The sequence below is a fragment of the Pseudomonas sp. PDM27 genome, from assembly GCF_019219205.1.
Taxonomy (GTDB): Bacteria; Pseudomonadota; Gammaproteobacteria; order Pseudomonadales; family Pseudomonadaceae; genus Aquipseudomonas; species Aquipseudomonas laurylsulfatiphila.
Genome location: NZ_JAHUWF010000007.1, coordinates 283,271 through 306,609, shown reverse-complemented (window position 1 = coordinate 306,609; position 23,339 = coordinate 283,271). Strand labels below are relative to the sequence as shown.

Below are 23,339 nucleotides of genomic sequence, written 5' to 3'. Positions count from 1 at the left end.
GGTGTTAGATCATTTCCTCGCCGCCCTTGCCGCCGAGAACGATTTCTCCGGCTTCGGCCATACGGCGGGCGATGGTGAGGATTTCCTTCTGCGCGGTTTCCACGTCGCTGACGCGCACCGGGCCCTTGGCTTCCAGGTCGTCGCGCAACAGCTCGGCGGCACGCTTGGACATGTTCTTGAAGATCTTCTCCTTGACGCCTTCGTCCGAACCCTTGAGGGCCAGCACCAGTACATCGGAGGACACCTCGCGCAGCAGCGCCTGGATGCCGCGGTCGTCGACATCGGCCAGGTTGTTGAACACGAACATGAGGTCTTCGATCTGACCGGACAGGTCTTCGTCGACTTCGCGGATCGAATCCATGAGCTGGCCTTCGATCGAGCTGTCGAGGAAGTTCATGATGTCCGCCGCCCGCTTGATGCCACCCAGGGTGGTGCGCGAGGCATTCGAGTTGCCGGAGAACTGCTTCTCGAGAATCTGGTTGAGTTCTTTCAGGGCCGCCGGTTGCACGGTGTTCAGCGAGGACACGCGCAGGATGATGTCCAGTCGCACCTTGTGGTCGAAGTTGCCGAGCACTTCACCGGCCTGGTCCGGATCGAGATAGGCCACCACGATTGCCTGGATCTGCGGGTGCTCATAACGGATCACGTCGGCGACGGCGCGCGGCTCCATCCACTTCAGGCTGTCGAGGCCGCTGGTGTTGCCACCGAGCAGGATGCGGTCGATCAGGCCGTTGGCCTTGTCTTCGCCCAGGGCCTGGGTGAGCATTTTGCGCACATAGTCGTCGGAGCCGACGCCCAGGCTGGTCTGGTCGCCGACGATATCGACGAACTCGCTCATCACCTGTTCGACCTGCTCGCGGTGCACATTACCCATCTGGGCCATGGCCACCCCCACGCGCTGAACCTCTTTGGGGCCCATGTGACGCAGCACCTGGGCCGCGTCGGTGGAGCCCAGGGACAGCAACAGGATTGCGGCTTTGTCGACCTTGGACAGTTTGGCGGCAACGGCTCGGTTATCACTCATCTGCGTTAATCCACTCTTTCACGACCTGGGCCACACGACCCGGGTCTTCAGCCACCAGACTCTTGATTGCGTTCAACTGAGCGTCATAACCTTCGCTCGGGCTCGGCAGCAGAATGCTGGTCGGGCCACCGAGGCTGACACGGTCGTTGGCCAGTTCGCCATCCAGACCACCCATACCGCCCAATTCGACGTCGCTGCCGATACCGACCAGCTGCTTGCCTTTGCCACCACCGGTGATGTTGTTGAGCACCGGACGCAGCACACCGAACACCAGCACCAGAATGAACAGCACACCCAGCACTTGCTTGACGATGTCCCAGAACCACGGCTGGGAGTAGAACGGAATATCGGCAATCACCTCACCGCGCTCGGCGGAGAACGGCATGTTGATCACACTGACACTGTCACCCCGGCTGGCATCGAAGCCGACCGCGTCCTGCACCAGGCGTGTGAAGCGCGCCAATTCATCGGCGGTCCACGGCGCCCGGGTGGTTTCGCCGTTGGCCGGGTTGATCTTGACCTGATCATCGACCACCACCGACACCGACAGGCGATTCAACCGGCCCTGCTGTTGTTTGGTATGGCTGATGGAACGGTCGAGTTCGAAGTTCCTGGTCGATTGCTGACGCTTGTCCGCCGGGTACGGGGCGAGCATCGGCTGGCCGGTGGCCGGGTCCATGATTTGCTGACCATTGGCATCAACCAGTGGCTGGCCTGGCTGCACCATGCCAGCTGCACCCGGCGTGCCGCCCGTGGTCTGCGGCGCGGAGGCCGGCGATGGCGGCTGGTTGCTCAAGGCACCCGGCACGCCTTGCGGACCGTTGCTGGCGGTACGTTGTTCGTTCACCGACTGCTCGCTGCGCAATGCCGGTTGATCCGGATTGAACTGCTCGGAAGTCGACTCGACCGCACTGAAGTCCACATCGGCGGACACTTCGGCTTTGTAGCGATCGTTACCCAGCACCGGCTGCAGGATGTTGTGCACGCGCTGGGTGAGCATGCTTTCCATGCGGCGGCTGTAGTCGAACTGCTTGCCGGCCATGGTCAGCTCGGAGTTCTCCGCCTGATCCGAGAGCAGGTTGCCCTTCTGGTCGACGACGGTGATCTGCGACTTGCTGAGTTCGGGAACACTGGTCGCCACCAGGTTGATGATCGCCACGACCTGGCCTGGCTCGAGGGAGCGACCGGAATAGAGTTCAACCAACACCGAAGCGCTCGGTTTGCGCTCGTCGCGCACGAACACCGAACTCTTCGGGATCGCCAGGTGCACGCGGGCACCCTTGACGTTGTTCAGGCTGGAAATGGTGCGGGCCAGTTCGCCTTCGAGGCCACGACGATAGCGGGTCGCTTCCATGAACTGGCTGGTGCCCAGCCCCTGTTCCTTGTCGAGGATTTCAAAACCGATGTTGCCGTCGCTGGGAGTGACACCAGCGCCCGCGAGCTTGAGTCGCGCACGGGACAGGTCCTCGGCCTTGACCAGCAAGGCACCGGAATTGGGTTCGACGGTGTACGGAATATCGGCGGAGGCCAGGGTATCCATGACCTGCTTGGCGTCCATGCCGGCAAGGCTGCCGTACAGAGGCCGGTAGTCCGGCTGTTGAGACCACAACACCACGGCAAAACCAATCGCCACGCTCGCCGCCAGACCGACCAACAGGCCCACCTGACGCAACATGGTCATCTCGGAGAGGTTTTCCAGGAAGGACAACCCGAACAGCGGCGGTTTGCCGTCTATTGGAGTGGCCTTGGCCGGAACATTATCGGCGACTGCTTCTGCCATGACTCAATCTCGTCCTTTAAACCGGCATCTGCATGATGTCTTGGTAGGCCTGTACCAGCTTGTTGCGCACCTGGGTCAACGCCTGGAATGACACACTGGCCTTCTGCGAGGAAATCATCACGTCTGTCAGGTCGACGCCGCTTTTGCCGATTTCGAAGGCGCTGGCCAACTGAGTGGAAGCCTGTTGGGTGTCGTTCACTTTATTGACGGCCTGGCCGAGCATGTCGGAAAAGCTGCTGCCCGCCACTTCAGGGACGGCAGTCGATTTCGGCGCAGACATGGCATCCATTTGCATGGCGCGCATATCCAGCATCAACCGATTGAATTCAATACCTTGGCTCATGGTCTCTCTCTTTGACGACCCGCAATTTTTTGACACTCACTCGGCGGGTTATGAGGTGTTAGCAACAAGGGTGCCAGCTCCATGGCCACGCGGAACAAAACGCCTTCATCAGCTCGCGATCTTCTGTAGGAGCGAGCTCGCTCGCGATGGACCCGAGAACAACGTGTTTATCCTGAAACCCCGCGTTATCGTTAACGACCATCGCGAGCAGGCTCGCTCCTACAGGGCCCAGGCGCGGGCTAGCGGTCAGGTGGCGAATAAATACGCTTCCACATCCATGCCGGCATCGCGCATCTGCGCCAGCTTGTAGCGCAGGGTTCGCGGGCTGATCCCCAGGCGCTCGGCCGCCTCTTTGCGCCGACCGCGCTCGGCGCGCAGGGTATCGATGATCATCTGGAACTCCCGGCGACGCAGGTCATCACCCAACGCACCGGCCGACTCGGACTCGACCTCCACAGGCCGCACCGGAACCGACACAGACAACGGAGCGCAGGCCACCGGCCCGTCCAGGCAGAAGTCCTGCGGCTGGATCAGACCGCCCTGTTGCAAAATCAGCGCGCGCTGAATCGCGTTATCCAGTTCACGCACATTGCCTGGCCACGGATAACCGATCAGGCACGCCTGAGCCTCGGGCGACAGCCTGGCAGCCGAATGCTTCATCTTATTGACGTGCTTGGCCAACAGGCGCTCGGCCAACGGCAGAATGTCAGCGGTACGCTCGCGCAGCGGACGCCAGGCCAGCGGAAACACCGACAGGCGATAATAGAGGTCTTCGCGAAAGCGCCCTGCCGCCACTTCACCCGCCAGGTCGCGATTGGTGGTTGCGACCACGCGAATATCCAGCGCGATCGGTTTGCGCGCACCAACCCTCTCGACCTCGCGCTCCTGCAGCACGCGCAGCAATTTGGCCTGGAGCCCCAGGGGCATCTCGGAAATTTCGTCGAGCAGCAGGGTGCCGCCGTCGGCCTGCTCGAACTTGCCGGCTTGCGCGGCAATGGCGCCGGTAAAGGAACCCTTCTCGTGACCGAACAAGGTCGCTTCGAGCATGTTGTCCGGGATCGCTGCGCAGTTGATCGCAATGAACGGCTGACTGGCGCGATGAGAATGCTGATGGATGTAACGTGCCAGCACCTCCTTGCCCGTACCCGATTCACCCGAGATCAACACCGTGGAATCACTGCGCGCAACCCGCGCCGCCAGCTCGAGCAACTGCGCGCTCGCGGGCTCGAACGCTACCGGCCCCTCACCTTCGGCCAGGCCAAGACTGCCCAGTGCATGGCGCGCCACCAGATCAAGCAACGCCTTGGGCTCGAATGGCTTGACCAGGTAGTCCGCCGCCCCCTGGCGCATCGCATCGACCGCACGCTCGACCGCGCCGTGAGCCGTCATCAGCAACACCGGCAACTGCGGCTGTCGCGCTCGCAGCAGGCCCAGCAACTGGTGGCCGTCCATGCCTGGCATGTTGACGTCGCTGATCACCAGGCTGAAAGACTCGCCGCCGACAGCTACCAGCGCCTCTTGCGCCGAACCCACCGCCTTGTAATCGTGCCCCGCGAGCAACAGCGTATCAGCCAGTGCCTCGCGCAACGCACGGTCGTCCTCGACCAACAGAACCTTGATGCCCATCTATGTCACTCCGCTCCCTGAGCGTTGCTGAACAGCGGCAGGATCACCTGCGCGCAAGTGCCGCGACCGAGCCGCGAACGCAGCTGCAATTCTCCCTGATGCGCACGCGCCACCGCCTTGACCACGGTCAGACCAAGACCTGTACCGGTGGTCTTGGTGGTAAAAAAGGGTTCGCCCAATCGCGCCAGAACCGCGGCATCGATACCCGAGCCACTGTCACTGACACACAGGCGCAGGGTGTTGCCGCGGGTGTAGAGGTGAATCTTCAGGCGCAATTGACCGGCACCGGCCTGAATGGCGTTCTCGATCAGGTTGAGGATCGCGCCGACCAGGGTGTCGCGATTGCACAGCAACTCCCCCGAATGACTGTCGCACTGCCAGCGGATCGGCAGATCCTGCACGTGGGTCAGTGCGGCCGCCTGCAGCGATTGCATCAGTTGGCCAGGGGTTATGCGGTCGGTCAGCGGCAACTCGCCACGAGCAAACACCAGCATGTCGCGCACCTGGTGCTCGAGCTCGTGCAGGCGTTCCTTGAGACGTCCGGCAAAGCGCTGCTGGGTAGCGACCGGCAGCGCTTGTTCGGTCAAATGACTGGCGTACAGCAACGCGGCGGACAACGGCGTGCGTATCTGATGAGCCAGGGACGCGACCATGCGCCCCAACGACGACAGACGCTCATGACGAGCCAATTGATCCTGCAGATGGCGGGTTTCGGTCAGGTCATTGAGCAACACCAACTGGCCAGGCTCAGCGTCCAGCGAGCGCGTGGCGATCGACAGACGCCGGCCATCCTTGAGGGAGACCTCATGGCCATCGTCTTCGCGCGGCGCAAAACAGCGGGCAATGACGTGGCGCCACAATTCACCTTCCAGCGGCAGGCCCAGCAACTCGCACGCCGCCGGATTGGCTTCGCGCACGATGCCCTGGGCGTCGATGACGATGACACCGCCGGGTAACAGATCAAGGAGATTTTGCAGGCGGTTGGCCAGGCGTTCTTTTTCCGCCAGCTCCTGCATGCGCTGAGCGCTGACCACCGCCAGTTCACCCTTGAGCTCGGTGACCCGGGCTTCAAGCATGCTGTAGGAATCGGTCAACTGACTGGACATCTGATTGAACAGCGCGAATGCCTGCTCAAGGCCCAGACGGCTCGCATGCTCTACGGACGACGGTTGCCGCGAAGCATCCCCAAAAGCATCTGAGGCAGGAGATATCTGGGCGGATGGGGGCATTGTGCTCTCTCGCTTGGCTGACCGTCAGTGAAACGGAACGTTGCGAGGGACAAAGCAATACCCATGCCTAAAAAAAACTTCCTATAAATGAATGGGTTGAAAAACAGGCGTCAATCATCCGCCTGTTCGTCTCCATCACGACGGCTCATGCCGTACTTGCGCATCTTTTCCACCAGCGTGGTACGACGAATACGCAGGCGCTCAGCCGCGCGCGCCACGATGCCGTTGGCATCATCCAGCGCCTGCTGGATCAACCCTTGCTCCAGGCCACCGAGGTAGTCCTTCAGGTCCAGGCCCTCCGGCGGCAACATGGCGTTGGCGGTGAAGTCCTGGGTATGGCCGTTGATGGCCACGCGCTCTTCCAGATCGGTGCGCAGGCTGTCGACCATTTGCTCGTCTTCATCGTCGACGTAGCGGAATTTCTTCGGCAGTTCGACCACACCGATCACGCCGTATGGATGCATGATCGCCATGCGCTCCACCAGGTTGGCCAGTTCACGGACGTTGCCCGGCCAGCCATGCCGGCACAGCGACATGATCGCCGCCGAGTTGAAACGGATCGAACCGCGCTTCTCGTGCTCCATGCGCGAGATCAGCTCGTTCATCAGCAGCGGAATGTCCTCGACGCGCTCTCGCAGCGGCGCCATCTCGATCGGGAACACATTCAGGCGGTAGTACAGGTCTTCGCGGAAGGTGCCGATCTCGATCATGCTTTCGAGATTCTTGTGGGTCGCGGCAATGATGCGCACGTCGACGCTCTGGGTCTTGTTGCTGCCCACGCGCTCGAAGGTGCGCTCCTGCAATACGCGCAGCAGCTTGACCTGCATCGGCAGCGGCATGTCGCCGATTTCATCGAGGAACAGGGTGCCGCCATTGGCCAGCTCGAATCGACCGGCACGGCTGGTGATTGCGCCGGTGAAGGCGCCCTTCTCATGACCGAACAATTCGCTTTCCAGCAACTCGGCCGGGATCGCCCCGCAGTTGACCGGCACGAACGGCGCTTCGCGGCGCTTGGAATGGTAATGCAGGTTACGCGCAACCACTTCCTTGCCGGTGCCGGACTCACCGAGGATCAGCACGCTGGCATCGGTATCGGCGACTTGCTGCATCATCTGGCGGACGTGCTGGATCGCCCGGCTGGTGCCGACAAGACTGCGGAAAAGATTGGGTTCGCGATGACGACCGCGCTCGCGGGCCTGGTCATACATCTCGCGATAGACCTGGGCACGGTGCAGCGAATCGAGCAACTTGCTGTAGCTGGGCGGCATTTCGAGGGTCGAAAGCACCCGGCGACGCTGGTCCTCCGGCAGGTCAATGGAAGAATTATCGCCCATTAACAAAACCGGAAGGAACTCATCCCAGGTCGAGAGTGTCTTTAGCAAGCCCAGTAGTGCACCAGGAGCATTGACCGTCCCGATCAGGACACAGATTACTTCACGACTTGACGACAAAGAGCCGACAGCCTGCTGCCAGTCATGGCTACCGCAGGGTAAATTTTCTTCGCCGAGAAAATTTAAAATCACCGCCAGGTCGCGGCGGCGGACGCTATCGTCATCAATCAGCAGAATTTTGGTTTCACGCCACATGCAATAGCAACTTCCCTAGTCAACTCAATGCCCAAAATGCTGGGGCAAGCTAAACGCTTGCAGGCCTGATATGCCTGAAGACGACTGAATTCTGGAACCAGCCACTAGTTAAGTCAAAAAACCGTGCACAGTCAAATTTATGGCGCACATGTCTGGATTAACTTGGGGTTAATTAACCAAACAGATGGTAAACCTTTGCCGCGTTCCGCGCTTGCTGGATCTGAGACATTTCGTCGACTATCGCCTGCCTCTCCCCCATCGCCACCTCAAGCAGCTGCTTGTAGACATACAGCAGCTCCTCAAGATTGCTGCGCAGAACCTCCTCGTCCAGCGAAGCCTCGCTCAAGACATCTTCCATGCAGGAACGGCAATCCAGGTCCAATTGACCGATAGCCTCCCAGTTGCGCTCGGCCAGGGCACCGACCAGCGCTTCACGAGTGTGTTCTATTCGCTGCAATACAAGACTCATGGCGATCTCCTTAGAACTGCGGCCCTGGCTCAGCAATGCCGTCCCAGCCTTCTTTCACCGTGCGCAGCAAGCCCGCGACCTCATCGAGAATCTTCGGATCACTGCTGATGTTTGCCTCGGCCAGGCGCTTCATCATGTAAATGTAGAGACTGTTGAGTTCGCCCACGGTATCGGCGCAATTTTCAAGATCCAGGCCTTCACGCAAGCCACCGATGATGCCGATCGCCTTGCTGATCGATACACACTTGCCGGGAACATCCTTGCGCTCCAGGGCGCCTTTGGCCTGCGCAATGCGGTCCAGGCCACCTTCCATGAGCATTTGCACCAAACGATGCGGACTCGCTTCGGACGTCTGGGCGTGCGCACCCACTTTCTGATACTGCCGAAGGGCTAACATTGGATTCATGTTCTACCTCATTACCACAATGACTCGTATGACCAGTGTATCGTCTGCGCACCGGAAAACTTTAGATCAAAAGACAAAAACCCGGCACACGCGAAAAGGCGTAGCCGGGTTTTTGTCGTCAGCTCATGACTAGCTGTTGGACTTCTGGGCGTTCAAGGTCGTGAAGAACGAGGTGATGCTCGTCGCCGTCGCTTTCATTTGCCCGACCAGCAGGTCCATTGCGTTGTATTTGGCGGTCAACGTCTTGGTCATGTTGGCGACACGCAAGTCCAGCGCCAACTGCTGGTTCGTAAGGTTCTTGGAGAGGCTCTGCAGGTTGGTATTGCGCTGATCCAGCAACCCGCCCGTCGATACGTAAGGCTTGATGGCAGCGCCCATGCGCGCCAGAAGGCCGTTGGTATCATTGGTACCGTTGAACAACTGCTGCACCTGGCCACTCATGCCGCCAGTGGTCATCGCCTTGTTGAACGTCGTCGAGTTGAACGCCAGGTTGCCGGTTTTTTCGTCCGTCATCACGCCGAGCTGCGACAGCACGGCCAATGGACCGCCCGCCCCCGGAGCCGTCAGTACGCCGCGAATATCGGAAATCAGTGCGCGAGGCATCGAGTCACCGGTAAACGCCGCCTGGACCGTCAGCTTGCCATCGGCATCCGCCGTCGCCTTGGACAGGGAATTGATGGTGTTCATCAGGGTGTTGTAGGAATCAACGAACGACTGGATCGATGTCTGTAAACCGGTGGTGTTGGTCGCGACAGTGACGGTCGCGGCAGCCGGCGGCGTACCGGTGCTGGCGGACGCCAGGTTCAAGGTCAGGCCACTGACTGCACCGGTCACCGTATTGCTCTTGCTGGTCACTGCCAGGCCGTCGATGGTCAACGATGCGTCCACCGCAATCCCGTTGACGGCCCCGGAGCTGGAAGCCGAAGGGTTGCTGCCCATCGGCTGGGTACCATCGATTTCAAGGCCGGCGATACCGCTGACCACCAGGTCGGAACCCGCGCCGGTCTTGCTGGAGCTGATCACCAGTCGCGACGCACCCGTGCTGTCGGTCACGATGTTGGCGGAAATACCATTGCTCGCCTGCGCAGAGTTGATGGCATCGCGGGTGCTCTGCAAGGTCGCATTGGCCGGAATCGTGACATCGTAATCAGTGCCATTCTGACTGATTTTCAGAGTACCACTCGGAATGGCACTGGCGGCACCGCCGGCAAAAGAAGCACTGGCTACTTTCGAGCTGGTGGCCAGGTTATTCACAACAATGCTGTAGCTGCCGGCAACGGCGGTGTTGTCGGAAGTCACCCCCAGGATCGACGGGGTACCCGAAGTTGCGCTAAAACCCGCAAACGCAGGATTGGTCTTGCTGCCGAGATTGGTCAGCGCCGTCTGAAAGGCCGTCAGTGCGCTTTTCAGGGAACCGACACCGGAAATCCTCAGCGTGTTGGTTTTGGTCTGAGTATCGATCTGCGTCTGTTTCGCCGATTTGTCGGCGTTGACCAGCGCAGTAACGATCGCACCGATATCCAGGCCAGAGCCAAGGCCCGTACCCGGCAAAATTGGACTTGCCATTTTTAGTCTCCCTTCAGGTTGCTGCCACTCTTTTGACCTTTACCTGCGTCCAAAGAACGTACAAACACTATTCATGCCAGCTATCAGACTTTGGCGTCGAACAATACGTGGCTCGCATTGCTCAGGCTCTCTGCCAGCTTGAGGGCCTCTGCGGAGGGAATCTGTCGTACGACTTCGCCCGTTTCGCTTGCAATCACTTTGACGACGACCTTTCCGGATTGCTCGTCGATCGAGAACTCCAGGTTGCGCTTGATCGACTGTACAAACTTTTCGATCTGCTGCACCGCCTGCTTCAGATGGGTGTCATCCTTGTCCGGCTTCTTGTCCGCCTCCGCAGCCACGCTGACGGCCTTGGGCTTTTCCGGCGCCTTGTCCGTGACGGTGCTCGCTGGCTGGGGAGCCGGATAAGACACGCCAAGCTTTACGCTCATCTCCATGCCCATCACCTCTTAACGTAAAAAAGCGAGAAAGCGTGCAAGCACACTCCCCCGCTCAAACTCATTCCGAAATTACTGAAGCAGCTTCAGTACAGCGGAAGGCAGTTGGTTGGCCTGTGCCAGAACCGAGGTAGAAGCCTGTTGCAGGGTTTGCTGCTTGGTCAGGTTCGCGGTTTCTGCGGCGAAGTCGGTGTCTTGAACACGGCCTTGTGCAGCCGTGGTGTTTTCCACGATGTTCTGCAGGTTGGAGATGGTGCTGGTCAGACGGTTTTGCGAAGCACCCAGGTTTGCGCGGGTGGCGTTGATCGATGCCAGAGCAGCGTCGATAGCGGTGATCGCGTTGTCGATGTTGGCCGACAGGGTGGCGGAAGTTGCACCGGTCAGAACAACAGTACCACTGCCTACGGACAGGGAAACGGCGTCGAACTTGGAGCTCAGTACCAGGTCGATGCGGTTGGCCGAACCAGTGTTGGCGCCAACTTGCAGCTGCATGGTGCCAGCGGAACCGTCCAGCAGGTTTTTGCCGTTCAGGTTGGTCGAAGCAGAGATACGAGTGATCTCGTCAGACATCTGAGCGAATTCGGAGTTGGTAGCGGTCTGGTCAGCAGTGCTGTTGGTACCGTTACGTGCTTTAACAGCCAGTTCACGCATACGCTGCAGAATGTCGGTCGAAGCCTGCAGAGCGCCTTCAGCGGTCTGGGCAACGGAGATACCGTCGTTGGCGTTCTGGATTGCCTGGGTACCACCACGGATCTGTGCAGCCATGCGGGTTGCGATCTGCAGGCCGGCGGCGTCGTCCTTGGCGCTGTTGATTTTCAGGCCGGAAGACAGACGCTGCATCGAGGTCGAAAGTGCATCGGTAGCACGGTTCAGGTTTTTCTGAACGCCCAGCGACGTGGTGTTAGTGTTTACGGTTAAAGCCATGACGAATTCCTCGTTGGTTGGGTACTGCGGCTTCCGGCCCTGGCAACCGCCGGGTATGGCCTAGAGAACCTTCGTAATAGTTATCGTCGGGTTGGCAGGTTGCTTGAGGGCTTTTTTAAAAAAAATTGCCATCACCCTGCCACTCCCGAGAAAACAAGGGCTTAGCGCCCCCTCAACCGTAAAAAAATGACGCCATAAAACTGTCCGGCCCACAAAGGCCCGTGCCAAAGCCGTCGCCGCCCATTCAGGCCGGCAGGCTTTCCAGCAAATCGACCAACTCATATTCCATGAAGTCAGCGAGCCCCAACCAATCCTGGCGCTCCTGGCAGTCGAGCATTTGCCTGAGCATCAAGGCCCAGGCCTTCTGAACATCCTGGGGCGCCCGCGCAAACAGGCGCTGCGTCTCATCGAACAGATCAACCATGATCAAGGCCGCTTCGACATCACGCCCCAGGCGAAACAATCCCGCGCACTGCCGGCTGCCGTCGATGCCTTTCACTAGCGACTTCATTGCACGAAATCCTGATTGAACTGCGTACCGGCAATCATTGCCCCAGCCCGACTGCTATTGAAAAAAAGCACCTCGGGATGCCTGGCGATGTAACGCTCGAGCTCGCACAGGTAGCTGCGGAAATTGAGCTGCGTCTTGACCTTCTGCCCATGACCATCGTGCACCCAGTGCCTGGCCTGGTTCACTGGCGGCCCCAGGTCACCATCGCTCCAGCCGGTATGGGTCCTGTTCATGGGGAAGGAGAAATCGGCACCGAACAGCGTGATGCGTTGCGCACCCATCTTCACGGCCAGATCGACTGCAGGATGGATCACGCTGCCGCTGACGTAGAGCTGCCCGCGCGGGTGTTGCTCACGCAACGCGGCGTAGACAGGGCTGGCCGAGTAACCGCCATAACGCTTGCCTTGCCAGGCCTTGAGCATGGCTGGATCGCTCAACGGCAAGTACACCAGCGGAATGCCGTCGGAGCCCTCGCCCGGCAAGTGCAGCACACTGATGCGCTGGTCGATGCTCACGACCAGGTCAGGTTTTATCCCGTGCTCGCGAAGGGGTCTGTAGGCGGTATCGACACTGATGAACAGCGGGCGCGCTGCTTGATTGCGCACGGCGGCCAGGCGCTCGAAATTCCCTTCAAGGCTTGGCCCTGTGCCGATCACATAGATTTCACGCTCGGGACAGGTGCCAAACAGCTGCGCCACATCATCATCGGCCAACAGCACGTCGAGGGTATCGTGCAAGCGCTGCACAATGACCGGCGACTGCGGGTCGAAATCACGATTGTTGAAACTCAGGTGCACTTCGCTGACCAGGCGATCACGAATCTTCGCACTGAAGTCATCGGCCAGCAGCATTTCGGCCGGCAACGCAAAAAACGGCGTGCAGATGTCCGACATATCGCCGGCATACAACAGTTGCACGCGCGGATCGCCCAGCCATTGGCGCTGGTCGATCAGTTGCAACACCAGCGCGAACAGTGCGCCGTTGAGAATATGGACGTAGAGCTTTTCAAGCCCGGTGCGCTCGAGCAGAACGCAAGGCAAATCGCCGAAACCGGTGCCGTAAACGTGCAGCTGTGGCTTGTCGAGCGGGAGGCTGGCGGCCTGCAGGCGCGCTTCGTGCAGACGATCATGACGGCTGGTGAGCTGGATGCCGCCCACGCACAATGTCGAGTCACGCCCCTCGATCAGATTGACCTCGACGGCCAGGCGATCTTCCGTTTTCAACCGCGCATACAACGACGGCCAGCGCCGCTGGATAACCTGAGCATTGTCTGCAAAAAATTCGCTCATGCTACCTCGCATTCCTTACAAGCAAAAAAGCGCTCAAGGTTAACCCTTGGGCGCTTTTTTGTACCGGCCTTTTTTATGAAAAGACCTTCACTCAAGGGCGATAGATGATCGCCGAGCCCCACGACAGCCCCACTCCGAAACCGCTGAGCGCAACGCGCTTCCATTCGGAATCGAGAATATGCTTTTCCAGCAGCAATGGAATGCTCGACGATACCGTGTTACCGGTCTCGACCATGTCCTTGATGAACTTCTGCGGGCATTCCTCGAAGCGCCGTGCGACCGCATCGACAATCGCCGCGCTGCCCTGGTGAATGCAGAACGCATCGATGTCGTCTGCGCTCAGTTGCGATTCGCCGAGCAACTCATGCAAATGCGCCGGCACCTTGAGCAGTGCGAAGTTGAATACCTGGCGGCCGTTCATGAAGAACACGCCGTCGGTGACTTTCAAGTGCGGAGCGCCGGAACCGTCGGTGCCGAACTTGGCCTTGCCCAGTGCCCAGGTAGGGTCTTCACCCATCCAGGTGGCGGTGGCGGCATCGCCGAACAACATGGTGGTGTTGCGGTCTTCCGGGTCGACGATCTTCGAATACGGGTCGGCAGTGATCAGCAGGCCGTTCTTCAGGCCCGCGGCCTCCATGAAGCCCTTGATCGCATAGATGCCGTAGACGTAACCGGAACAGCCCAGGGAAATATCGAACGCGGCGACGTTGGTCGGCAGGCCGAGCTTGTCCTGGACGATGGCCGCGGTGTGCGGCAGGCCTTCTTCGTCACCGTTCTGGGTGACGACGATCAACGCATCGATGGATTCACGTTTCAGATCAGGGTTGCTGGCAAACAGCGCATTGGCCGCTTCAACGCACAGATCGGAAGTTTCCTGATCAACGCCCTTGCGCGGCAGGAAAGCCGAACCGATCTTGCCCAGGATGAACTCTTCATCCTTCTCGAATTTTGCACCTTGTGCGTAATTGTCCACGCCGGCTACAGGAACGTAGCTCGCAATGCTTTTTATGCCAATCATTACGGCTTCCCAATAATAAACAGCCCAATACCACCACTCGCAGGAATCGAGGGGCGCCGACAAACCTGGATTTCCGTCACCCTGGGGCGACGGCCGGGAAGCGCAAAGGGCTATCACTGAACCCGATAAAGGGGTCAGGCGCCATCTTCCCGGTCAATACAATACAGTGAAGATGCGCGTTATGACTCGCAGGTCACTCTATTTTGCCGATTCACCCCGCTTATGGGTTATTCGACCAACGACCAATCCAGCGCGGTTCCACGCTTGATGGCCTGACGGGCACGGCGTTCCAGCAGGCTTGGGGCATGCTTGGGCGCCAGCCCGAGCCCCGGACGGATGGCTCTCAGGTTGGTCGCATTGAAGGGCTCGCCGGCCTCCATGTCCCGGGTGACATACAGCGATCGACGGTACACCAGGGATGGCCGCTCAGCCTCGCTGACGCCGTAATGCACGTGCCCCATGGCTTGCCAGGCGCGTTCGGTTTCAATCACCAGGCTGGCCAGCTCAGCGGGTTCCAGCGAGAAAGCGGCATCGACGCCACCGGCCGCACGCTCGAGGGTGAAATGCTTTTCCACCACCGTTGCGCCCAGCGCCACCGCCGCCACGGACACACCGACGCCCATGGAGTGATCGGACAGCCCCACCTGGCAATCGAACAACTCGCGCAGATGAGGAATCGTGCGCACGTTGCTGTTCGCCGGTGATGCCGGATAGGTGCTGGTGCATTTGAGCAGCACCAGGTCCTTGCACCCGGCCTCGCGGGCGGCGCGCACGGTTTCATCGAGCTCGGCGATGCTGGCCATGCCGGTGGAAATGATCAGCGGCTTGCCCGTCGCGGCGACCCGGCGGATCAGCGGCAGGTCGGTGTTTTCGAAACTGGCGATCTTGTAGGCCGGCACGTCGAGGCTTTCGAGAAAGTCCACGGCGCTCTCATCGAATGGCGTGGAGAACGCCAGCAGGCCCAGCTCTTTGGCCCGCGCGAAGATCGGCGCATGCCATTCCCAGGGTGTGTGGGCCTTTTCGTACAGCGCGTACAGCGAAGTACCGGCCCACAGGCTATTCGGATCCTTGATGAAAAACTCGCCCTCGGCCAGGTCCAGGGTCATGGTGTCGGCCGTGTAGGTCTGCAGCTTCAACGCATGGGCACCGGCCCTGGCCGCGGCCTCGACAATTTGCAGCGCCATGTCCAGGGACTGGTTATGGTTGCCGCTCATCTCGGCAATGATGAAGGGCGGTGCATCGACACCGATCAGGCGCTCGCCAATCTTGAAGCTAGTCATCTGCGTGATCCTTCAATACGCGCGTGAACGCGCAGTCACTCTGGGTAAAACCGGCTTCGCGAAAGACCTTCAGCGACGGCTGGTTAGCGGGCATGACCTGGGCGCTGAGCGACTCCAGTTCCGGCCAGTGGGCTTTCACAACAGATTCTCCACGGGCCAGCAGCGCCCTGCCCCAGCCCAGGCCGAACCGGCCTTCGAACAGATAAATCGACACTTCGGCGGTAAAGCCACGCAGGTCATAGCGCAGCACACCGACCGGGCCGTCATCAGCCTCGGCAATCAGCAACAGCCGCCGGGCATTGCTCAGGCTCGCCGTCAGCCAGTTTTGATGCGCCGACCATTCGATCACACCGGTCTCCAGCGACCAGCGGCGCACGGCCTCGGCATTGCGCCCGTCGAACAAGAGTTGCGCATCCCCCTGGGTCGCCGGTCGCATCCTCAGCACCGCTCCCGCCAGTGCAGCCGCCACCCGCTGCGCACCCCGGCCATCGACCAGTTGTCGCGATTGCTGCGCCAGGCTCTGGCGCAAACCCTGGTTACCCGCGACAAAGCCGATGGCCAGGCGCAGTTGCTCGACACTGACGTGTTCGCGCGCCCCCATGAACACATGAGCGCCCGCGGCCGCCATGACCTCGCCGTTGGCCTGCTGGTTGTTCGATACGGCAATGCAAATCGTCGGCAACCCCATGGCCGCCCGCTCCCAACTGGTGCCGCCTCCCGCCCCGACAAACAGGTCGGCTTCGCTCATCAATCGATAAAAGTCGCTGACAAAACTGTGCAGGCGCCAATGCGGGCGACTGGCCGCCAATGCCTGCATCTGCGCCCAGGCCGGATTACCCGCACCGGCAACAAAATCGACTTCCAGCTCGGGAAAGTCCGCCAGCGCCAGCATTGCATGATGAGTCTGCATGGCCGCGTCAAACCCGCCAAAATTCACCAGTACACGTCGAGCCCGTGGCTTGATCTCGATGGCCGGGCAACAGAACTCGTCGCGCAACATGGCGAACCGCGGACCGAACAAAGTCCGGCAGCCGGGCGCCAGCAGCGAGGTATAAGCCTCTGGCGTACCCGAGAGATTCTGGTTCAGCAACAGGTCGGCGCTGTAGGTCCGCGTGGCGAGGTCATCGACCACGGCGATCCGTGGCGCAAAGCGCCGGGCGGCGGTCTGCCAGTGATGATCGAGGCCGTAGTGGTCGACAATGATCCAGTCGAACGCCGGCTGGTGTTCCAGCAACGGCGCGAGTGCGGCGATGTCCGCCTGCCAGGGCAACATGGATTCGATGGCTTGCTCCGGGTCTTCGTCGCTGTAGCGCTCGGGCAGTTCAAAGGTTTCGAAACCTTCGGCCCGCAGTGCCTCCAGCCGATGCCCCGGCAGCAGGCGACAGGCGAAAGCCACATGACTGCCCTGCCGGCGCAAAACACGGGCCAGGCACAGGCAGCGCGCGATATGGCCACTGCCGATGGTCGGCGAGGCGTCAGAACGAATCAGCACTCTCATTGCAGCTCACCTCCGGCCTTGAGCGCGGCATACAGGTACTCCGCACGCGTCCAGTCCTGCGGTGTGTCGATGTCCTGCACCAGATGCCGCGGCAGGATGACCGGCAGGCTGTACGGTGAATACAGCACCTCGCCACGCAGCCAGGCATCGCTGCGCCCCCAGTAGAACTGCCCGGCGTCCTGATAGGCGCTCGGCAGGTCCTGGGAGCGGGTATCACGATACTGCGGGTACAGCGCCGTCAGGGCACCCTGCTCATCAAGGGTCAGGGCCCGCTGAACCGGAAAACCGAAGTCGCACACCGAAAATGCAAAAGACTTGTCGGGATGCTGTTCCAGCAGGCTCAGCCCCTGGACAAGAAATCGCGATTGCAACAACGGTGCGGTCGCGTAGATGCAACAGGCGCGATCAAAATCATCCCCCTGTTCGCGCAATGCTTGCAGGGCATGGGCGATCACCGCGGCGGTACCCGTGAAGTCGTCGGCCAGTTCTGCCGGGCGCATGAAGGGCACCTGAGCGCCACAGTCCCGCGCCAGCCCGGCGATTTCCTCGTCATCGGTACTGACCACCACGCGGGCAAACAGCCCGGACTCCAGGGCCACCCGAATCGAGCGGGCAATCATCGGCACACCGGCGAACGGCTTGAGGTTCTTGCGCGGTATGCGTTTGCTGCCACCGCGGGCCGGGATGATGGCGACGTTGTTCAACGGCGTTTTTCCAGGACAAACCAGGTAATGTCATCCACCGGGAATTGTGGATCGCGGTGGTAGCCAAAACCGTAATCGAGCAGTCGCAGGTCGTCATAGCGATCGAGCATTTCACCGGCAAAATCGCGCTTGAACAACTTGCCGCTGTTGCCGCGATACGGAACCTCGACCGGCGCCGGGTTGTAGTACTCGGCGATCAATATGTAGCGCTGGCTCAGCTCATACAGTTGCGCGTACGCAGCCGGCAGCAACTCCGGCGCCAGGTGAATCAGTACGCCTTTGCTCAGGGTCAGGTCGAAGGTGCGCTCGCGCGGGAAATCGAACAGCGAGCCGTGCCAGAGGTGGGCAATACCCAATGCCTTGGCAGCGGCGCACGCATTGGCATTGATCTCCACGCCGAACAACTCGCAGCGCGGCAACAGCTGGTGCAGAGCCTGCAGGTTGTTACCGGCATTGGTGCCCAGTTCCAACAGGCTGTCGAGGCGCCCGACCCGTGTCAGTGCCTTGGCGAACAGCGCCAGGTTGGCCGCCACCAGCGGCTGTCCGAGATTGCGGTCAACGTACTGGTTGCCGAATTCACCCTGCCAGAAAGCCTCCTGCTCAGTCAGTTCACGCATCACACATTTCCCACACGTCGCAATGGCTGGATGATTTCAATCAGTTGCTGCATCTGCTCGACCACATAGTCCTGCTGCTCATGGCTGAGCAACGGATACAACGGCAAGCTGATGGCTTCGGCGTAATAACGCTCAGCCTGCGGGAAATCACCTTCGGCGAACCCCAGGTCACGGTAGTAAGGCTGCAAATGCACGGGAATATAGTGCAGGTTCACCCCAATCCCGGCGGCCCGCAATCCCTCGAACACCTCACGATGGGTGAGCGTGATCTGATCGAGTTGCAGCCGCACCACATACAGGTGCCAGGACGACTCGGCCTCAGGTTGTGCACCGGGTAGTGTCAACGGCAGATACGCCAGCATGCGGTCATATCGCGCCGCCAGTTCACGCCGACGCTCGATAAACTCATCCAGTTTGTTCAACTGCGACAAGCCAAGGGCCGCTTGCAGGTCGGTAATGCGGTAATTGAACCCCAGTTCCACCTGCTCGTAATACCAGGGACCGTGGCTGGGCCCGGTCATTTGCTGCGGATCCCGGGTCATGCCGTGGCTACGCAGGCGTTGCAAACGCTCGGCAAGTTCCGGGCAATTGGTCATGACCATGCCGCCCTCGGCACTGGTGATGATCTTCACCGGGTGAAAGCTGAACACGGTCATCGCGGCAAACTCGCCGCACCCCACCGGGCGCCCGGCGTAGGAGGCACCGGCGGCATGGGCCGCGTCTTCGATCACCGTAAAGCCATAGCGCTTGGCCAGTGCGGCAATCCTGCGCATGTCGCAACTCTGCCCCGAGAACGCCACGGCCACGAGCACTTTCGGCAGCCTGCCTTCACGCTCGGCCCGCTCCAGCTTGACAGCCAGCGCACCGGCATCGAGGTTCCAGGTCAGCGGGTCGATATCGACAAAATCCACCTCGGCACCGCAGTAGCGACCACAGTTTGCCGAGGCGAGAAAGGTGTTCGGTGTCGTCCACAGCCAGTCGCCCGGGCCGAGTCCGGCCGCCAGGCAAGCGATGTGCAGGGCCGCCGTGGCATTGCACACTGCCACGGCAAAATCAGCTTCGCAGCGCTCGGCCATCGCCCGCTCGAAGCGCTCGATGGTCGGCCCCTGGGTCAGCCAGTCAGACTGCAGGACGCTGACCACGGCGTCGATGTCCGCCTGATCGAGGCTTTGCCGAGCGTAAGGAATCATGCTGGCAACCAGGCATGGACGAGCTTGTCCGGCAAAGTACGGACGAAATGACGCCCGAACGAACCGGTGCCGCCTGAGATGAAAATCGATGTTCCGTTGGACATGCCTTGAATCCTTATCACTGTTCGCCGGGCCTAGCCGAGCAACTGAACCCAGTTCACCGGGGCAGCTTCGCCCAGGGCAAAGCCTTTGCCGCTCAAGGCCAGATTGGCGTTATAGGCCTGGTCCTGGGCAAAGGCTGCCGCCCACTTGTCACGCAATGCATCGAGGGCCTGCGGCAGCTGTGGCACTTCACCCGAATGAATGACCTGTACCAGCGGCGTCCACACGGTGAGGTAACCGGCCTGACCGGCTCTGAGGCACAGATCGACGTCGCTCAAGCCGTCGGCGAACGTCACTCCGTCCAGACCGTCCAGCTCGTCGAACAACGCTTTACGCACCATCAGGCACACCTTCGACACCGCCGAGTAGTTCTGCTCCAGCGCCAACCGGTGCAGGTAACCTTCGGCGTCGTGTTTTTCTCCGACAAAGGCTGAGCCCACACCACCGTTCATGCCAAGGATCAGGCCGGCCTGGGTGACCTTGCCGTCGCGGTCGATCAACTTCGGCCCCACCACGCCGACCTCCGGACGCTGGGCGTGATTGAGCAGCGACTCCAGCCAGTTCGGGTTGACCACTTCACTGTCGGCGGCCAACAGCACCAGGTACTCGCCCCGCGCCTGCTGGCTGGCAGCGTTGTACAACGCCACATCGCTCAGGGTCCGGTCGGCACGCAGTACGCTGACTTTCGGATGCTGGTAGGTACCCAGCCAATCGTTGACCTCGGCCGACTGATTCGGGTTGAGCGCGATCAGCACTTCGTACTGGATGTAGCGGGTGCGCAGCAACACGGCTTGCAGGCACTGTTGCAACGCCGCCAGGTCATCCCCGGCCGGCAGGATGATCGACACCAGCGGGCGTTCGCTGTGGCGGTAGTCGATCTGCCAGGTGCCCGGCACCGTCGAGGTGACCTTGGCCTTGTAGCCACGATTGCCCAGGTGGCGCAACAACGCCAGGCGTTCATCGGCGTTTTCTTCCAGTACCGGAGCCCGGGCAATCACCAGCGGTTCATCCAGGTGGGCCAGCCCGTTGAGGCCGCCCTGCTCGATGATGCGCAGCAGCAAGTCGAACTCCAGCGCCTTGCTGAAGTCAGGCTGGTAGCCGCCGACTTCGATGAACACTTCCCGACGGATCAGCCAGTGACGCGCCATCAGGGCCGGCAGGCTTTGCAGCAAATCCAGGTTGAAACCCGGACGGAATACATCCACCAGCGCGCCTTCGGCGGTGCGCTGGATTTCGTCGGTGGCGACGGCGCGGCATTGCGTGTCAGACAGCAGTTCCAGGCTGGCGCGCAACAGGCCGCCGGCGGTGAACTCGTCGCCGGCTTCAGCCAGCATCAACCAGTCGCAAGGCGACTGATGAGCACTCTGGTTCAGTTTGTCGACATAGTTGCTTTGCGTGACACGGACAAAGTGCAAGGTGTTCTGCGCCGTGGTCGCCGCCGGTGCTTCACCGGTGGTGAAGATCACAATCCTGAATGCCTTGCCGTGACCTTCAAGCAGGCTGTCGAGAGAGACTTGCAGCTTGTCGATATCGTTATCCAGGTCCAGCAGGAAGATCCCGAACTGTGGACCACCGTCGTTGGCCGCCAGGTATTGGGCGATCGACTCCGTTTCGTCAGCATCAGGCTGGCGGGGCGCGAGCCATTTGAGCAGGCGACCGGAGAGCATCCTGTCGAATGTCCCACGGTTGCCTTCGACCGACACCGCCTCAAGACGCGCGGCCCAGTCAGTCATGGCCTGTGCTTCTTCGTCTTCGCCCAGCAGTTCGAGCTGTGCCGCCAGGCGCTTGACCACCGTGCGGTTGAACACGTTGCTGTCGTGGGCTTGCCACAAACGGTCGACCACACTTTCCGGCGTGTCGTTGTTACGCGCCAGCATCAGGCTCTGTTGCCGCGTCCAGACGCCCTCCAGGCCTTTGAGCTGGACGCGGCCAGCCGGCATGGCGTGCAACAGGAACTCGAACTGGGTCAACTGATCGAAAAACGCCTGGTTGTAGAACGGCATTTCGACATATTGCTTGGGCCCGAAACGGCGCTCAGGGCCTTTCTCTACGTTCGCCCAGACGGAGTCGATAATCAGCTCGGTGGTCAGCGCCCGGCCTGTACGCAGGCCGTCAGCCAGGGCTTCAAAGCTTTGCAGCGCAAACTGCTTGCCCTGCTCGGCATCCTGCTCCTGAATCTGCGTCGGCAGCCCAGCGAGAAAAACGGCAAACGCCTCACGCTCGGCAACCGTTTTGGTGTCGGTATGCGCCAGCGAGTGGTAGATCTCGGTGTTGTGGTCGGAGTACCCGTAGTTCATCTCACGCACGATATACGGGATCGGCAGAATCCGCGCCTTGCCCCGCGCCAGCATGTAATAGGTGTGACCGACTTCCTGCCACTGGAAAGACGTTTCGTGCGGCAGGACCTGGTACCAGTCACGCACCAGCGATGTGCGCTGTACGGCATAGAAAGGTGGCAGGTACTGGTGCATGTATTCCAGTACGCGGTCCTGGGTGTGCTCGGCGCAATAGTCCTCGCAGACCTTCTTGTCACGGCGGTAGTAGCTGACGCTGTTGGCCAGCGCCAGGTACATCATGCTGTAGCCGTGGCACAGGGCGTAGTCGGGATTGGCCGCCATGAAGGCAACCGCCTCGCGCAGGGCGTCATGCACATGGAAGTCATCGTCGGCGGCGAACACCATGAACGGCGTGGTCACTTGCTCCACGCCGAAGGCCAGTTTGGCGCGCACCCCCCAGTACCCGTACTGAGGTACATGCCGGTAATCCACATTCACGTACTGCCCGGCCATGCCTGGCTGAGCGTCGGTCGAAGAGTCCAGCACCAGGATCCTGCAAGGCAAGCCGCTGTAGAAACGTACCGCCCTGCGCAAAAAGGCCGGTCGTTCGTGAGACATCAGTACCACGGTCAACTGTTCGTGAAGTGCCGCACCGTGTTCAGAGCTGTTCTTGCCTTGCATATATTTCCCCACAACCGGCGAGTCGCCGTAAAAACCCAACGATGTCTTGTCGATTACCGCACGCGACGCAGATAGCCATCCGGTGCGACGGTGATCAGCAACTTGCTGTGAATGGCCTGGTCGATTTCAAAATCGCGGTTTTCTTTCAGGTAGGCCCATACCGCGGTTTTAGGGTTGTCGCCCTTGCCCCACGGACGGTTCGGGAAGGCGTCTTCCGGCATGTCTTCCACCACGGTATCCATCACCACGCAGTAGCTGCCCACCGAGGTCATCGGCGCGTAGGCCCGCAGCTCTTCAAGGACGTGCTCGTGGGTGTGATTGGAGTCCAGGACCACCAGCACTTTCTTGCCTTCGACACGCTGGCGGACCTGATCGACGATCGCCGGATCGATACTTGAACCCTGGATCATCTGGATCCGCTTGCTCATCGGGTGCGCTTCGATCGCCTCACGGTTGTGCTGGCGGATATCGATGTCGATGCCCAGCACTTCGCCATGGCCGATCAGCTCCAGCATCGAGGCATAAAACACCAGCGAGCCACCGTGGGCGATACCGGTCTCGACAATGATGTCCGGACGCAGCGACCAGATGATCTCCTGCATGGCGAGCATGTCCTGGGGAAACTGGATGATCGGGCGGCCCATCCAGCTGAAGTTGTAGGTGTACTTGTGCTTGGCGGTGGTATTGATCCAGTCCTGCGATGCCGCTTGCAGCGCGGTGTCCTTTTGCAGGCCTTTGATGTTGTCTTTTACTTCTTCACAAAACTGCTCATGGGGGTTCATT

The 23,339-nt window shown here is 60.5% G+C and carries 21 protein-coding genes; all 21 read right to left on the bottom strand.

Annotated elements, in window-relative coordinates:
- Window positions 1–4: 4 nt before the first annotated feature.
- Window positions 5–1,024 carry a flagellar motor switch protein FliG gene (fliG, locus tag KW838_RS17005; RefSeq protein ID WP_007983391.1) on the bottom strand — a complete coding sequence of 340 codons (1,020 nt, stop codon included), beginning with the start codon at window positions 1,022–1,024 and terminating at the stop codon, window positions 5–7.
- The gene (gene fliF, locus KW838_RS17000) at window positions 1,017–2,804 is read right to left on the bottom strand and encodes a flagellar basal-body MS-ring/collar protein FliF (RefSeq protein WP_218501875.1); all 1,788 of its coding nucleotides are present in this window, start codon (window positions 2,802–2,804) and stop codon (window positions 1,017–1,019) included. Before fliF ends, fliG begins: the two co-directional genes overlap by 8 nt.
- A 16-nt stretch (window positions 2,805–2,820) precedes the next feature.
- A complete protein-coding gene (fliE, locus tag KW838_RS16995; protein ID WP_008021337.1) occupies window positions 2,821–3,147 on the bottom strand; it encodes a flagellar hook-basal body complex protein FliE in 327 nt (108 codons plus the stop codon).
- Between the two features lie 246 nt (window positions 3,148–3,393).
- On the bottom strand, window positions 3,394–4,773 hold the full coding sequence (locus KW838_RS16990) for a sigma-54 dependent transcriptional regulator (RefSeq protein WP_218501874.1): 1,380 nt from the start codon (window positions 4,771–4,773) through the stop codon (window positions 3,394–3,396).
- A 5-nt stretch (window positions 4,774–4,778) separates the two neighbouring features.
- Window positions 4,779–5,984, bottom strand: coding sequence for an ATP-binding protein (locus KW838_RS16985; RefSeq protein WP_218501894.1), 1,206 nt, complete (start codon window positions 5,982–5,984; stop codon window positions 4,779–4,781).
- 128 nt (window positions 5,985–6,112) lie between these two features.
- The gene (locus tag KW838_RS16980; RefSeq protein WP_102699435.1) at window positions 6,113–7,588 is read right to left on the bottom strand and encodes a sigma-54 dependent transcriptional regulator; all 1,476 of its coding nucleotides are present in this window, start codon (window positions 7,586–7,588) and stop codon (window positions 6,113–6,115) included.
- Between the two features lie 172 nt (window positions 7,589–7,760).
- Window positions 7,761–8,057: a flagellar protein FliT gene (locus KW838_RS16975; protein ID WP_218501872.1), complete on the bottom strand. Its 297-nt coding sequence runs from the start codon at window positions 8,055–8,057 to the stop codon at window positions 7,761–7,763.
- Window positions 8,058–8,067: 10 nt separating this feature from the next.
- Window positions 8,068–8,463, bottom strand: coding sequence for a flagellar export chaperone FliS (gene fliS, locus KW838_RS16970; protein WP_102699437.1), 396 nt, complete (start codon window positions 8,461–8,463; stop codon window positions 8,068–8,070).
- 129 nt (window positions 8,464–8,592) lie between these two features.
- Window positions 8,593–10,029 (bottom strand): flagellar filament capping protein FliD, encoded by a 1,437-nt coding sequence (fliD, locus tag KW838_RS16965; protein ID WP_102699438.1) that lies wholly within the window; start codon window positions 10,027–10,029, stop codon window positions 8,593–8,595.
- A gap of 83 nt (window positions 10,030–10,112) precedes the next feature.
- A complete protein-coding gene (locus KW838_RS16960) occupies window positions 10,113–10,466 on the bottom strand; it encodes a flagellar protein FlaG (protein ID WP_102699439.1) in 354 nt (117 codons plus the stop codon).
- Window positions 10,467–10,538: 72 nt separating this feature from the next.
- Window positions 10,539–11,390 (bottom strand): flagellin domain-containing protein, encoded by an 852-nt coding sequence (locus tag KW838_RS16955; protein ID WP_102699440.1) that lies wholly within the window; start codon window positions 11,388–11,390, stop codon window positions 10,539–10,541.
- A gap of 244 nt (window positions 11,391–11,634) precedes the next feature.
- Window positions 11,635–11,901 (bottom strand): hypothetical protein, encoded by a 267-nt coding sequence (locus KW838_RS16950; protein ID WP_102699441.1) that lies wholly within the window; start codon window positions 11,899–11,901, stop codon window positions 11,635–11,637.
- A complete protein-coding gene (locus KW838_RS16945) occupies window positions 11,898–13,190 on the bottom strand; it encodes a motility associated factor glycosyltransferase family protein (protein ID WP_218501869.1) in 1,293 nt (430 codons plus the stop codon). The genes KW838_RS16950 and KW838_RS16945 overlap by 4 nt, the downstream gene beginning before the upstream one ends.
- Window positions 13,191–13,281: 91 nt before the next feature.
- Window positions 13,282–14,208: a ketoacyl-ACP synthase III gene (locus tag KW838_RS16940; RefSeq protein ID WP_015096262.1), complete on the bottom strand. Its 927-nt coding sequence runs from the start codon at window positions 14,206–14,208 to the stop codon at window positions 13,282–13,284.
- 227 nt (window positions 14,209–14,435) lie between these two features.
- Window positions 14,436–15,488 carry a pseudaminic acid synthase gene (pseI, locus tag KW838_RS16935; RefSeq protein ID WP_218501867.1) on the bottom strand — a complete coding sequence of 351 codons (1,053 nt, stop codon included), beginning with the start codon at window positions 15,486–15,488 and terminating at the stop codon, window positions 14,436–14,438.
- Window positions 15,481–16,986, bottom strand: coding sequence for a UDP-2,4-diacetamido-2,4,6-trideoxy-beta-L-altropyranose hydrolase (gene pseG, locus KW838_RS16930; RefSeq protein WP_218501863.1), 1,506 nt, complete (start codon window positions 16,984–16,986; stop codon window positions 15,481–15,483). Before pseG ends, pseI begins: the two co-directional genes overlap by 8 nt.
- Window positions 16,983–17,690 (bottom strand): pseudaminic acid cytidylyltransferase, encoded by a 708-nt coding sequence (pseF, locus tag KW838_RS16925; protein WP_102699445.1) that lies wholly within the window; start codon window positions 17,688–17,690, stop codon window positions 16,983–16,985. Before pseF ends, pseG begins: the two co-directional genes overlap by 4 nt.
- The gene (locus tag KW838_RS16920; RefSeq protein WP_102699446.1) at window positions 17,687–18,307 is read right to left on the bottom strand and encodes a pseudaminic acid biosynthesis-associated methylase; all 621 of its coding nucleotides are present in this window, start codon (window positions 18,305–18,307) and stop codon (window positions 17,687–17,689) included. Before KW838_RS16920 ends, pseF begins: the two co-directional genes overlap by 4 nt.
- A complete protein-coding gene (gene pseC / locus KW838_RS16915; protein WP_102699447.1) occupies window positions 18,307–19,497 on the bottom strand; it encodes a UDP-4-amino-4,6-dideoxy-N-acetyl-beta-L-altrosamine transaminase in 1,191 nt (396 codons plus the stop codon). The genes KW838_RS16920 and pseC overlap by 1 nt, the downstream gene beginning before the upstream one ends.
- A 134-nt stretch (window positions 19,498–19,631) precedes the next feature.
- On the bottom strand, window positions 19,632–22,556 hold the full coding sequence (locus KW838_RS16910) for a TIGR00180 family glycosyltransferase (protein WP_218501859.1): 2,925 nt from the start codon (window positions 22,554–22,556) through the stop codon (window positions 19,632–19,634).
- Window positions 22,557–22,609: 53 nt separating this feature from the next.
- Window positions 22,610–23,338: a cephalosporin hydroxylase family protein gene (locus KW838_RS16905; protein WP_218501858.1), complete on the bottom strand. Its 729-nt coding sequence runs from the start codon at window positions 23,336–23,338 to the stop codon at window positions 22,610–22,612.
- Between the last annotated feature and the right edge of the window lies 1 nt (window position 23,339).